Consider the following 12,394-nt stretch of genomic DNA (forward strand, 5'->3'; position numbering starts at 1 on the left):
CGTGCGTCGAATCGGGCGCGGTCGACCACGAATACACGCGCAGTTTGTTACGCAACTGCCCAGCACGACGCATCTCTTCGTGACTGCATCAGCTCTAGAGTCATCGAGTGCCCACGACACTGCCGTACGTTTCCCTGCCGCTCGACCAGGAAGACATCCGCTACGCCTACGGCCCTGACTCGGCGCCGCGTACTGGCGTTGAACCGGGCATGCTCGAGGAAATTCGTGTCGACGCGAGCCTGATGTTTCCCGGCACGTCACGGAAAGTTTGGCTGCATTGTCCGGCTGGCGTTTCGTTCTCCGATGACTGCGCTGTGATGTTCTTCAACGACGGCTGGTGGTACCTTGATCCCGACGGTGATGTTCGCGGTGCGATCGTCCTAGACAACCTCGCCGCAACCGGCGATATCCCGCCCATGATCGGCGTTTTCGTGGATCCCGGAGTTCTCGATGGCGATGGTATGCCGACGAAGCACCGTAACGCTGAGTACGACGCCTTCGACGCTGCCTATGGGAACTTCCTACTCGATGAGGTGTTGCCACTGGTCGCCCAGCGTTTCCCTATCTCCGGCGACCCGAGAATGCGCGGAATCTGCGGCGGAAGCAGCGGCGGTGACGCGGCCATGACTGCAGCCTGGTACCGACCTGACGGTATAGGAAAGGTGATCGCGTTCAACGCGAGTTTCGCCCAGATGCCTGGGGGAAATCCATATCCTTCACGACTAGAAAGCGAACTGGCCAGATCAACGAGGATCTTCTTGCACGCTGCGCACCGAGATTTGAACTGGAATGCCCGCGACCACAACTGGTTCGCCGAAACTCTGGAGACTGCAGCGGCACTCTCTCGATCTGGCTACGACTTCCGGCTGGTCGTCGGCGACGGCGGTCACTCCCCCAACCATGGTGGCGTGCTGCTGCCGGACGCGCTGCGCTGGCTTTGGTCGGAGATCGCTCAGAAGTAGGTGAAGGACGACCGCAGCGAGGAGATCAGCATCAATCTGCCCATCATCACCTGCGCCTGACGCCACGTCGGCTGCTGCCCGCGACGCTCGCCAGCGGCTGCGCGCTTCCTCCCGCGACGTACTCCCCGTCATGACGACACCGACCCGAGTCGACCGGTTCGTGGGCAAGCTCGACCAACTGAGCGGCAACCGACAGCCGAAGTTCTGGTCGATCGACAACCCGGCACACGAGGTCCGCGCATCACGGCGATCGGCCTCGTGGTCTTCGCGCCGCTCATGCTCGACCCGTCGGATGCGCTGCTCGTCGCAATGTCATCGGTCAAAGATCATCTCGGCTTCCAGCTCGACGCGACCATTGGGCAGCTGCTCGCGAATTTCGTTCTCCACAAAGCCCATTCGCCGATACAAGGCGCGTGCCCGAAGGTTCGATTCGATGACGTGCAGACGGACACCGTGGTCTCCCCCAGCTCGTGCCCACGTGAGCACACATCCGATGAGATCGGCCGCCACCGATGTGCCCCGCGCTGCGGGCGCGACCCACATCGAGATGAGTTCCGGCAGGTCACGGTCATCGGCGCGGGCGATGCGGACCATCCCAACCGGCTCGTCACCAGCGAATGCGAACCACGACGGCTGCCCGCACCAGTCGCGCCACAACTGCTCGGGGTAGGCGAGGGCAGCGTCATATGTGCCGCCGAAGGCATCCGGTGCATCGGCCAGCGCCGCCAACCGCACCGCGCGATAGGTCCGCCATTCCTCCACACGAAGGGATCGAATCGTCACGGTGTTCACGTAGGTCAACCTCTCAGGTGACGGGCCGGACGAAGTCGGTGACGCCGGCCAGCCGGGTGAAACCTGCCGAGACGTATGCCGCAACGCCACCCACGTTGGCGGTCGGTGTGCAGACGGCAACCGATGACGATCCCAGCTCCTGCAAGGCGGCCGCTGCGGCTTGGGTGATGCGGCGGCCATAGCCTCGACCGCGATGGTCTGGATGTGCACCCAGCGGCTCGATCAGTCCCCGTCTGCCCTCCCCCGCCGACCAGACCGTCGTCGCTGCGACTGCGTCATCGTTGGCGTCGTAGCCGACCAGGCAGCGCGCACGGCTGTATGCCGGTGACTCGGCCAACGCCCGCCACGTGGCGACGGTCATCGTCGAGTTGGCGAAGGCAGCGCGGTGGACCGCGATCCGGTCGCGAAGGAGCTGCTCCGCAGGGCGGCTCCGGTCAAGGGCTGCGATCCGAAGTCCTTCAACCACAACGGGTTCCGTGAGCGAACAGACCAGCGGAGTCCATGACTCTCCGGGTTGCCAACCCGCGGCCAGGAGACCAGCGCGCAGGGCCGAGCCGAATCGTGCCTCGACCGAACCACCGCGACGGGCAGAGCACCGCGGGCCGGCTCGGTCAGATCTGCGATCAGATCGTCCGCAACAGCGATGTCACCGTCGGCGTCCGGTGCGACCGCCATACGGATCAGGGGCTCGTCCTCATCGACCATGCCCACCGCCACGATGGTGCTGCCGCGGCGCCATACCCGAATGGTCTTCGCCAATGCGGCCGACCCGAGTCGGCAGTTCCACCCGAGGTCACCGGGGTGCAATTGAACTGCAATGTCGTCGTGTTGCCAGTCGGCGAGCACGGCGTCGATCTCGGGCAGGTCATCGGCGGTGATCGTTTCGAGGGTGATTCCCATGGGGACGATCAGATCAGTCCGCGCTTCCTCCCGCATCCGAATTTGTTGACCTGCCAGCCAGATCGAGTCGAACGACACGGATGTCCACCTCCTGATCTGGCCGTGCCGCCCGAACCATGTCGGTCATCTGGTCCATCGCCGTCGGATGCCGCTGCGCGTACTCGCCGAGCACGCGCGCTGATTCTGGTGCGTCCAGCGGAACCGCGACTCCCGGCACATCACGAAGCGTGCCGATGGACACCCGCACAGCCGGATCGGCGACGATGTTGCGATACCACTGGGCGGAGCTCCCGAATCCGGATGCCACGAAGATCGTCGTCGTATCCAGGCGCTGCACGCACTCAAGCACGACATGGCGCGGCTCCCCCGACACGCGACCGCGGTGCTCCAGCATCAGAAACCGCGATCCGAGAATCCATCCGAAACCGTGCCGATACAGCGGAAGTGGCGACCTGACCAACCAGCGAGTCGTCAACAAGCGTCCACCGACGACTGCGCCCACGTTTGATCCCACGATCAGCACGCTAGCCACATTCATTGCACTGTGCAACGAATGTCGTTGCTCCGGAGCTGCTCCTTCCCCAGGTCGAACAGGTAGCTGTAACCGCGCCCGTATGACGTGAACCCGCAGCGCCGCACGATCGGCCCGGAGGTGCCGATTCTGGCGTGCACCAGAGCCAGCGTTGCGCCGTGGTCACGCCCAACCTGCAGTCGTCGCAACAGCACCGCCCGGTAGGCGCCGCGCCCGCGGGCGTCCTCCAGCGTCGCAGCACCCCACAGCCGCGCGACGCCGTCAACGACCTCCAAGCCACCGTTCGCCACCGGGCGGCCGTCGGCATACGCGACGACCCGCCAGCCGGTCTGCTCCGCATCCGGCTTGGCCAGCTCGGCCAGCTGATGGGCCCGACGCTCGTCCTTCGCAGGCGGCGCACCCCAGACGGCATTCCCCACCAATTCGTAATCGTCCAAGGCGGTTTCGTCGGTGACAAGGACGGTCTCGATGCCGTCGACCGGCCCGACGTCGGGCAACCGCTCACTCATATCGAAGGCGTAGATGTCACACGTCTCGTCCAACGATGCACCCGCGGTGAGAAGCGCATCCCCAAAACCGTCGGGCGCGGTCGACGGGCTGATCCACCATTCCATCGAGGACTTCGAACGTTCGATCGCGGCGGAACGGACCCGCGCGATCAGCGTGGGCAACTCGTCCTGAGCCAGACCGGTTGCCAACGGAGTCACCGAGAACTCGGTGAACGCCCACGCGGGGTAGTGGATCACCTGGACGCCGTCGATCTCGAAGCTCGTGGCCTCCGGCGGGATCCACCGCCAGGCATCGGATGCTGCCATAACCTGCTCAGTGCTCCACATCACGGTCGCCACGCTACAGACCGCGCCGTGTGGCAGCACAGGGTCGACGACCCACCTGGCAGACTCGACGAAATGGTGCGCGACTTGCTCAGCCGAATCCTCGGCATCACGCGGTCCGACGTCATACATCACCGCGAGACAATTGACGGCGCCAGCACTCATTGGGTGCAGCGTCGTCGTGGCGCCGATGGTGACCGCACCATCGTCCTCATCCCCGGTCTGTCGATGTCATGGCGGGCGTATGTCGGAGTCATCGACGCGCTGCCGTCGACCCGGCGTGTGATCGCGGTCGACCCACCCGGCCACGGGCGTAGCGCGCGCCTCGGTTCAGCCCTCGACTCGGGACACCAAGCCGATCATCTTGCGCGCTGGCTCGACCACCTCGGCATCAGCGACATCGATCTGATCGGTCACTCGATGGGGGCGTTCACTGCTGCTCGCCTCGCGTCGCGCCGCCCGGGAACCGTCCGCAGCCTGACACTTCTGTCGCCCTCCCCCGACGTACGGTGGCCGAGGTTCCGCTCCCACGTCGCAGCGATCGTGCGCGGGGCGCCGGGCGAGTCGCCATACGTGCTGGTGCAGGCCGCGACGGATTACGTGCGCGCGAACCTGTTTGTGCTGAAGGGCTTTTGGGCGGACATGAGTACGCCGGCTGCCGATCTGGTGTCCGGCATCGGCTCGCCGCTGATGGTCGTGCGCGGCTCCGATGACCTGGTCTCTAGTGATGCCTGGTGCAGCGAACTCGCGGAGTGTGCGGCGGGTGTGCTGCGGACCGTGCGTGGCGGCGCACATGGTCTGCCGCAACAGGACCCGACGAGGGTCGTCGATCTGGTGATCGCCTTTACCGACGAGATCACTGCGCACAACTGATGCGGACCTGGTCACCGCGCCAGGCGGGCCGGCGACACAGAGGCCGCGGATCCAGCTCAGCCCGAGTTGCGCAGCGCCGTGGCCAGACCGTTCATGGTGAGAAGGATCGCCCGACGCACCTGCTCACCGTCGTCTCCGGAGCGATACCGCCGCAGCAGTTCGACCTGCAGGTGGTTGAGCGGCTCGAGATACGGAAACCGGTTGTAGACGGAGCGTTTCAGAGCAGCGTTGTCCTGCAGCAGGTCGTCAGAGCCGGTGATCTCCTTGTACATCCGGACCGTCAGCTCGTGCTCGGCGCGGATCATTCCGAACACCCGTCGGCGCAGCTCGTCGTCCTGCACCAGTTGCGAATACCGTTGTGCCAGGCCGAGATCGGACTTGGCCATCACCTGCGCCATGTTCGACATCACCGTGCGGAAAAACGGCCACGTGCGGTAGTACCCCGCCAGTTGCTCACGTCGTTGCGGGTCGTCACCGATCCACTCGCGGAACGCAGAGCCCACGCCATACCAACCCGGCAGCATCACCCGGGACTGCGACCACGACATCACCCACGGGATCGCCCGAAGATCCGAAATCGCCTCTGTCGGCTTGCGACTCGCAGGTCGGGAGCCGATGTTGAGTGCGCCGATCTCGGCCACCGGCGTGGACTGCTTGAAGTATTCGACGAAACCGTCGGTGTCGTGCACCAGCGCCGAGTATGCCGCCCGCGCGCGCTCGGCGAGGTCGTCCAGCACCGAATAGGCTTCATCCGCGGCCCCGCCCAAGCCCTCGGTGTCGAGCAGCGACGACTCGAGCGTGGCTGCCAGCAGAGTCTCAAGGTTGCGCGCGGCCATCGTCGGCTCGGCATACTTCGCGGCGATCACCTCACCCTGCTCGGTGATGCGCAGCGAGCCGCGCACCGCGCCCGCCGGCTGGGCCAGGATCGCGTCATAACTCGGTCCGCCACCGCGGCCGACCGTGCCGCCGCGACCGTGGAACAGGCGGAGCCGGATTCCGGTTTCGCGGGCGACCTCGACCAGGTCGAGTTCAGCGCGGTAGAGCGCCCAGTTCGCTGCGAGGTAGCCGCCGTCCTTGTTCGAGTCGGAGTACCCGAGCATGACTTCCTGCTGCATGTCGTTACCGGCGACGATGGCGCGGTAGACAGGCACGTCGAGCACCGCCCGCAGCGTCGCGGCGCCGGCGCGCAGGTCCTCGATCGTCTCGAACAACGGCACGATCAGCACTGGGCAACGCGCGGCGCCCGGGTCGTCCGGCGTCCCGGCCTGCAGGATGCCCACCTCACGCAGCAGCAGGGCCGCTTCGAGCATGTCGCTGACCGAGGTGCACATCGAGATGATGTAGTGCGGAACCGCAGCCACACCAAGGGTTTTCACCGCATGAGCCGCGGCCTGCAGGATGCCGAGCTCCCGCTGGGTCTGCTCACTGAAATCGGCGCCGTCGGCGATCAGCGGTCGTCTGCTCGAGAGCACGTCCGTCAGCACCGCGACCCGGGCGTCCTCGTCGAGCGCGAGATAGTCGGCACACACCCCCGACCACGCGAACAGCTCGGCGACCGTCTGCTCATGCACCTCGGAGTTCTGTCGCATGTCGAGACCGGACAGGTGGAATCCGAAGGTCTCGACGGATTCCCTGATCCGCAGCAGCCGGTCGTCAGCGATGAGGTCGTCGCCCTGAGCGCGCAATGACCCGTCGACGACGTCGAGGTCGGCGAGCAACTGCGCCGGTGTGTCGTATGCCGGTGCGCCTTCGACGTCGACCGCGATCTCCGGACGGTACGAGAGCAACGTCGCGGCCGACGCGGTGAGACGCCCGCTGATCCAGCGCACTGCCCGACGATAGGGCTCGTCGGAGCGACCGTCTGCCGAATTGCGGTCGGCCAGCTCGGACAGCTCATCAGTCACCGACACCAGCCGGACCGACATCGACAACTCCTGCTCGAGGTCGGCCAGCTCGCGCAGGTAGTGGTCGATCGCGGTCTCGGCCGTGCGGGTGGTAGCCATCCGGACGACCTCGGCGGTGACGTTGGGATTGCCGTCCCGGTCGCCGCCGATCCACGACCCCGGCCGCAGCATCGGCTCGGCCAGGAGGTCATGGCCGGGGTACAAGCTGCGCAGCGAGCGACGCAACTCGCCGTTGATCCGAGGCATCACCTCCAGGAAGGCCGCCTCGTAGTAGCGGAGGCCGACCTCGATCTCGTCGGTGATCTTCAGTCGTTCCAGCCGGATCAACGCGGTCTGCCACAGCGTCAGGATCTGCCGCCGAATCTGCACGTCCAGCCGTTCAGCGGACTCGCCGGCCTCCAGCCGCTCACGCTGGCGCATCAATTCGGTGATGCGGTGCTGGGTCTCGAAGATCGTGCGCCGGCGGGTCTCAGTGGGGTGCGCTGTCACGACGGGTGCGACCAGCGCGTTCGCGAGCACCTCGTCGACCTCAACCGGATCCAGCCCCGCCGCTTGCAGTTTCGCGTAGGTCGCGGCGAGCGAGGAGTCCTGCGGAGGCTCGCCGGCCCGCTCGTGCAGCGACCTGCGACGCTCGCGATGCAGGTCCTCGGCCAGATTGGCGAGCAGCGCGAAGTGTGAGAACGCCCGGATCACCGGCAACGCCACATCGACGTCGACACCTTCGAACAGGTGCGTCAACTGCTGCCGGTCGACCTCGAGACGGCGCACGCCGAAGGACGCCCGTCGAGCGGTTTCGACCAACTCGAAGACCTCGTGGCCGTTCTGCTGGTCGATGGTCTCCCCCAGCATTCCGCCGAGGAACCGGATGTCGGCTCGGAGGGGCTCGGTCGCATCGCGGCCGATGTCGTCGACATCGGGGAGCGGCGCGGGCTGAACGATGTCGTCGGTGCGATCGGCCGTCATGCTCCCAGTATCCGCATGACCGGCACCTCGCGTCGGCGGTTGCGCACTGTGAGATGCACGACGCCACCGTGACGAAGCGAGCGCATGGGGACTAGCTGCGCTGGTGCTCCGAGTGCCCGATGGCTTGCTCGATCAGATCGGCGACGTGCTGGTCTGCGAGACGGTAGATCATCGACCGGCCGTCGCGTTCGGCTTCGACGAGGGACAGATTGCGCAGGATTCGCAACTGGTGGGAGCACGCGGAAGTTTCCAGTCCAGCCCGTTCGGCGAGCGCACCGGCAGCGCACGGCCCCTCGACAAGCTCGGCCAGGATCCGCAGCCGGGACGGTGTCGCGAGCGCTTGGAGCGTCGTTGCGACCGTCGCGCTGCCGACAGTCTCGAGACGCTGGCTGATTGTGCCAACGTGTGTCGCGCTGACCCGGTGTCCCATGGTGCGAGATCCTAAACTGTCTATGTTTGAATACCTGTTCAAGTATTCCCATAGCGGGTGTGCGGACGACACGGACGAGGAGCAGATGAGCACCGTCATACCTGACGATCGCACCAGCCACCGGGCGGATACGGCGTCACCGGTACGCAAGACCCGCCTGATGGCACTGACCGAGGTGCGTTGGGCCGCCGCTGCGCTGCTGCTCTTCTTGGTCGCGCTGCCCCTTCAACTCGCCTCGGCGCCCGCCTGGATCTGGCTCGTGCTGTATGCCGCTGTCTACGGCTGCGGTGGTTGGGAACCGGGATGGGCGGGCCTGCGTGCGCTGGGCGAACGAACTCTGGACGTCGACCTGCTGATGGTGGTCGCGGCCATCGGAGCGGCCGCAATCGGTCAGGTCGTGGACGGCGCGCTGCTCATCGTCATCTTCGCGACCTCGGGCGCGCTGGAAGCGCTGGCGACGGCACGAACACAGGACTCGGTGCGCGGTCTGCTCGATCTGGCGCCGGCCACCGCAACACGCATCGATGACGACGGCCATGAGTCGGTCGCTCTCACCGATGATCTGCGCATCGGAGATGAGGTGCTGGTGCGGCCGGGCGAACTGCTCGCTGCCGACGGTCACGTGGTGCGGGGAGCCAGCGATGTCGATCAGATGAGCATCACCGGGGAGCCGCTGCCGGCCACCAAGAGCATCGGCGACGAAGTCTTCGCGGGTACCATGAACGGCTCCGGCACGCTGCGGATCCGGGTATCTCGAGACCCGCACGAGTGGGTGATCGCCCGCATCGTCGACATGGTGCAAGAGGCCTCCGAGACAAAGGCCCCGACCCAGTTGTTCATCGAGAAGGTCGAGCAGCGTTACTCCATCGGGATGGTCACTGTCACACTGGCGGTCTTCGTCGTACCGCTGCTGCTCGGCGAACACCTCGCGGCTGCGCTGCTGCGGGCGATGACCTTCATGATCGTGGCGTCGCCGTGCGCGGTGGTGCTCGCGACGATGCCGCCGCTGCTGTCCGCAATCGCCACGGCCGGGCGCAACGGCGTGCTGGTCAAATCCGCTGTGGTCATGGAGCAACTCGGCCGTATCGACACCGTCGCGGTCGACAAGACCGGCACGCTGACGGAGGGCGCACCAGTCGTCACCCACGTCGAGGCGATCGACCCGGCGCACTCCCCCGACCAGTTGCTGTCGTGGGCCGGGGCAGTTGAGCAAGGCAGCGAACACCCTTTGGCTGCAGCGATACTCGCGGAAGCCCGCGCCCGCAAGGTCGTGCTCCCGTCCGCGGACGACTTCGCGTCGACGCCGGGAGCAGGAGTCAGTGCCGTGGTCTCCGGCGTCCGCACCGCCGTCCTGTCGCCGGTGCGATCCCGGGAGCAACTGACACCGGACGCCGGCCGGCGGGTGCAGACCCTCGAAGCCGACGGTCACACCGTCGTCGTCCTGCTGCGAGGGGATCAGCCCGTCGGACTCTTCGCCCTCGCCGACCGGTTGCGCGACCGCTCCCGGGCCGCGATGGCCGACCTGGCGTCGCTGACCGCCTCAGGACCGTTGTTGCTCACCGGCGACAACGCCGCCGCCGCGACGCACGTCGGCGCCCAGGTGGGGATCACCGACATACGGGCCGGGCTGCTGCCGCAGGACAAGGTGTCAGCGATTCGGGTCGAGCAGGCGGCGGGACGGCGAGTGCTGGTCGTCGGCGATGGTGTGAATGACGCCCCCGCGCTGGCCGCGGCCGACGTCGGCGTCGCCATGGGCGGTGCCGGGGCCGACCTGACGCTCGACACCGCCGATGCGGTCGTGGTGCGCGACGATCTGCTCACCGTCCCGGCAGCCGTCCGGCTATCGCGTCGCGCACACCGGATCGTGCGGCAAAACCTCCTGATCGCCGGGGCCTTCATCACGGTGCTCGTCGCCTGGGATCTCATCGGCTCGCTGCCGCTGCCATTGGGTGTGCTCGGGCATGAGGGGTCGACGGTCGTGGTCGGTCTCAACGGCCTGCGTCTGCTGCGTCGCGACGCCTGGGAGACCGGAACCACCATCGCCGACGGGATGCCGTCGTCATAGCCTGAGCGCGATGACCTCGCTGACCGCACCGCTGCGCCGGCTCCGCGCACGCGGGACGGCACCGGTCGGCGAACCCGCACCGCCGATGCCTCGCGAAGTCTGGGTCCTGGTGGCAGCGAGTTTTGTCATCGCGCTCGGTTACGGCGTCGTCGCACCGGCGCTGCCGGAGTTCGCCCGCAGCTTCAATGTCAGCATCACCGCTGCGTCTGCCGTCGTCTCGGCATTCGCGATCATGCGACTGATCTTCGCGCCCTCCAGCGGGCGTCTCGTGCGAACACTCGGCGAACGACCTGTGTACCTGATCGGTCTGCTGATCGTGGCCGTGTCGACCCTGGCGGTCGCATTTGCGCGCAGTTACTGGCAACTCATGGTCTTCCGCGGCCTCGGCGGCATCGGGTCGGTGATGTTCAGTGTCTCGGCGATGGGCCTGATCATCCGGATCGCGCCACCGGCAATCCGCGGGCGTGTCTCCGGGCTCTATTCCTCCAGCTTCGTGCTCGGCGGCATCAGCGGACCGCTGATCGGCGGCGCACTCATCGGATTCGGCCTGCGCGTGCCCTTTGTCGTGTATGCCGTGGCGCTGTTCATCGCGATCGCCGTCGTCTATGTCCAGCTGCGCGGCAGTCACCTGGCCACCATCGACGCGACGCCGTCCACGCCGACGATGCGACTTCCCGACGCGCTGCGCATCGGCGCCTATCGGTCGGCATTGTTCACCGCGGTGATCTTCGGCTGGGTGTACTCACTTCGGGTGTCGCTGGTTCCGCTGTTCCTCGCCACGGCGTTGCATCAGCGACTCGCCATCGCCGGATTGGTCCTTGCGACATACGCGTGCGGTGATGTGATGGCGATGATCCCGGCGGGCCGGTTGTCGGACCGCATCGGCCGGCGACCGCTGTTGATCATCGGCATGAGCGTCATCGCCGGCGGCACCGCGGTGCTCGCGATGAGTCACTCGATCCTGCTCACCTTCGCCTCCACGGTCGTTGCCGGCTGGGGCACCGGCATGGTCAGTCCGTCGATCCAGGCCGCTCTGGCCGACATTATGTACGGCCACGGCCGAGGTGGGCCGGTGCTGGCGACGTATCAGATGAGTCAGGACCTCGGCACCGTCACCGGACCGCTGATCGCCGGTGTGCTCGCGCAGACGATCAGCTACGCGGCGTCTTTCTGGATCACCGCGGCCTTCGCCGCCTGCGCTGCCCTGGCCTGGGTCTTCGTGCACGACACCCGGCCGAAAACTCACGCAGTCGCGGCTGTTCCCACCGAGATGGCCGGCCCGGACTGACCCGACCGTGTCACTCCGAGTTGCTCGGACCGCACATGTTGAGCACCGTCGTCATCGCAGACTTCTCCGCGGCTGTCACCCAGAGGCCGTAGGCGGCCTTCACCACGATCTGCTTCTCGACATACGTGCACCGGTAGGCCTTGTTCGGCGGCAACCACGACGCGGCATCCGCATCGCCCTTCGCCGCGTTCTGACTGCCGTCCACCGCCAGCAATTCACGTGGGTCGTTGGCGAAGTCCCGCCGCTTCGTCGCATTCCAGTAGCTCGCCCCTGTCTGCCAGGCATCGCCGAGCGCGACCAGGTGATCGATCTGTATGACGGAGCTTGTCGAGCGACCGCGATGAAACGAAATACGCTCTCCCGTATATGGATCCAGCAGCACGCCGGTCAGGATCACGCAGTTGTGCGTGTCCGGTTTGACGGTGATCGCCGTGAGATCGCGCCGGAGGATGTCGTTGCGGGTGTCGCAGCCGTTGTGACCATCGGCGACCGACACGTCATCGGACCACGCGGGCCCGAACTGCGCCCTGCTGTACCCGGTCATCGGCGCGCGACCCTTCACCTGCAGCGTCGCCAACTGAGCCAGTGCCTGCCGCGCGGCGGGAGCGAGCGGCGCGATGCCCGCCGGGCCCGACGCGGACGGCCCTCCGGTTGCGCTGGCCCTCGGAGCAGTCGACGGTGCCGAACCAGCGCACCCGGCGGTCGTGCCGGCGATGGCGAGGGCCGTCAATGCGGTGACGGCCACCTGGTGTGAACGCATGAGCCTCCCCCTCAGGACAGATCGGCAACGTATCGGAAGCGTTCTGGACGCAGCCGCGCGGCATACGTCATCAGGATGATGACAGGGCGGTG

General features: G+C 66.5%; 12 protein-coding genes. 4 read left to right on the forward strand and 8 right to left on the reverse strand.

Annotated elements, in window-relative coordinates; genetic code table 11:
* Positions 1–107 precede the first annotated feature (107 nt).
* Positions 108–962, forward strand: coding sequence for an alpha/beta hydrolase (locus tag BKA23_RS08030; RefSeq protein ID WP_246104516.1), 855 nt, complete (start codon positions 108–110; stop codon positions 960–962).
* Positions 963–1,274: 312 nt separating this feature from the next.
* Here BKA23_RS08030 and BKA23_RS08035 read toward each other — a convergent pair whose 3' ends face one another.
* From BKA23_RS08035 to BKA23_RS17630, 5 genes are read right to left on the reverse strand one after another with little or no spacing between them, the layout of a single operon-like run.
* Positions 1,275–1,745 (reverse strand): GNAT family N-acetyltransferase, encoded by a 471-nt coding sequence (locus BKA23_RS08035; protein ID WP_170226420.1) that lies wholly within the window; start codon positions 1,743–1,745, stop codon positions 1,275–1,277.
* Positions 1,746–1,767: 22 nt separating this feature from the next.
* Positions 1,768–2,115, reverse strand: a complete 348-nt coding sequence (locus BKA23_RS17795; RefSeq protein ID WP_211841626.1) for a GNAT family N-acetyltransferase — start codon at positions 2,113–2,115, stop codon at positions 1,768–1,770.
* Positions 2,112–2,654 carry a hypothetical protein gene (locus tag BKA23_RS17800; protein WP_211841627.1) on the reverse strand — a complete coding sequence of 181 codons (543 nt, stop codon included), beginning with the start codon at positions 2,652–2,654 and terminating at the stop codon, positions 2,112–2,114. The genes BKA23_RS17795 and BKA23_RS17800 overlap by 4 nt, the downstream gene beginning before the upstream one ends.
* A 13-nt stretch (positions 2,655–2,667) precedes the next feature.
* Positions 2,668–3,168 (reverse strand): nitroreductase family deazaflavin-dependent oxidoreductase, encoded by a 501-nt coding sequence (locus tag BKA23_RS08045; RefSeq protein ID WP_145227089.1) that lies wholly within the window; start codon positions 3,166–3,168, stop codon positions 2,668–2,670.
* 20 nt (positions 3,169–3,188) lie between these two features.
* Complete coding sequence (locus BKA23_RS17630; RefSeq protein ID WP_170226421.1) at positions 3,189–4,001, reverse strand: GNAT family N-acetyltransferase; 813 nt, start codon at positions 3,999–4,001, stop codon at positions 3,189–3,191.
* Positions 4,002–4,094: 93 nt separating this feature from the next.
* Between BKA23_RS17630 and BKA23_RS17635 the strand changes: the two genes are divergently transcribed.
* Positions 4,095–4,892: an alpha/beta fold hydrolase gene (locus BKA23_RS17635; RefSeq protein WP_170226422.1), complete on the forward strand. Its 798-nt coding sequence runs from the start codon at positions 4,095–4,097 to the stop codon at positions 4,890–4,892.
* A gap of 56 nt (positions 4,893–4,948) precedes the next feature.
* On the opposite strand, the gene ppc is transcribed toward BKA23_RS17635, so the two are convergent.
* Positions 4,949–7,759, reverse strand: coding sequence for a phosphoenolpyruvate carboxylase (ppc, locus tag BKA23_RS08060; protein ID WP_145227095.1), 2,811 nt, complete (start codon positions 7,757–7,759; stop codon positions 4,949–4,951).
* A gap of 91 nt (positions 7,760–7,850) precedes the next feature.
* On the reverse strand, positions 7,851–8,189 hold the full coding sequence (locus tag BKA23_RS08065; RefSeq protein ID WP_145227097.1) for an ArsR/SmtB family transcription factor: 339 nt from the start codon (positions 8,187–8,189) through the stop codon (positions 7,851–7,853).
* A 22-nt stretch (positions 8,190–8,211) separates the two neighbouring features.
* Here BKA23_RS08065 and BKA23_RS08070 point away from each other — a divergent pair, with 22 nt between their 5' ends.
* A complete protein-coding gene (locus BKA23_RS08070; RefSeq protein ID WP_281287542.1) occupies positions 8,212–10,254 on the forward strand; it encodes a heavy metal translocating P-type ATPase in 2,043 nt (680 codons plus the stop codon).
* Positions 10,255–10,264: 10 nt separating this feature from the next.
* On the forward strand, positions 10,265–11,542 hold the full coding sequence (locus BKA23_RS08075) for an MFS transporter (RefSeq protein ID WP_145227099.1): 1,278 nt from the start codon (positions 10,265–10,267) through the stop codon (positions 11,540–11,542).
* A 10-nt stretch (positions 11,543–11,552) separates the two neighbouring features.
* On the opposite strand, the gene BKA23_RS08080 is transcribed toward BKA23_RS08075, so the two are convergent.
* Positions 11,553–12,302: an HNH endonuclease family protein gene (locus BKA23_RS08080; RefSeq protein WP_145227101.1), complete on the reverse strand. Its 750-nt coding sequence runs from the start codon at positions 12,300–12,302 to the stop codon at positions 11,553–11,555.
* Between the last annotated feature and the right edge of the window lie 92 nt (positions 12,303–12,394).

This window comes from Rudaeicoccus suwonensis, assembly GCF_007829035.1.
GTDB classification, from domain to species: domain Bacteria; phylum Actinomycetota; class Actinomycetes; order Actinomycetales; family Dermatophilaceae; genus Rudaeicoccus; species Rudaeicoccus suwonensis.

What these genes read in the sequence shown, in the direction of transcription:
- BKA23_RS08080 (WP_145227101.1), bottom strand. Translation starts at nt 12,302, where the DNA reads ATGCGTTCACACCAGGTGGCCGTCACCGCATTGACGGCCCTCGCCATC.
- ppc (WP_145227095.1), bottom strand. Translation starts at nt 7,759, where the DNA reads ATGACGGCCGATCGCACCGACGACATCGTTCAGCCCGCGCCGCTCCCC.
- BKA23_RS08070 (WP_281287542.1), top strand. Translation starts at nt 8,212, where the DNA reads ATGTTTGAATACCTGTTCAAGTATTCCCATAGCGGGTGTGCGGACGAC.
- BKA23_RS17795 (WP_211841626.1), bottom strand. Translation starts at nt 2,115, where the DNA reads ATGACCGTCGCCACGTGGCGGGCGTTGGCCGAGTCACCGGCATACAGC.
- BKA23_RS17635 (WP_170226422.1), top strand. Translation starts at nt 4,095, where the DNA reads ATGGTGCGCGACTTGCTCAGCCGAATCCTCGGCATCACGCGGTCCGAC.
- BKA23_RS08065 (WP_145227097.1), bottom strand. Translation starts at nt 8,189, where the DNA reads ATGGGACACCGGGTCAGCGCGACACACGTTGGCACAATCAGCCAGCGT.
- BKA23_RS17630 (WP_170226421.1), bottom strand. Translation starts at nt 4,001, where the DNA reads ATGGCAGCATCCGATGCCTGGCGGTGGATCCCGCCGGAGGCCACGAGC.
- BKA23_RS08075 (WP_145227099.1), top strand. Translation starts at nt 10,265, where the DNA reads ATGACCTCGCTGACCGCACCGCTGCGCCGGCTCCGCGCACGCGGGACG.
- BKA23_RS17800 (WP_211841627.1), bottom strand. Translation starts at nt 2,654, where the DNA reads ATGGGAATCACCCTCGAAACGATCACCGCCGATGACCTGCCCGAGATC.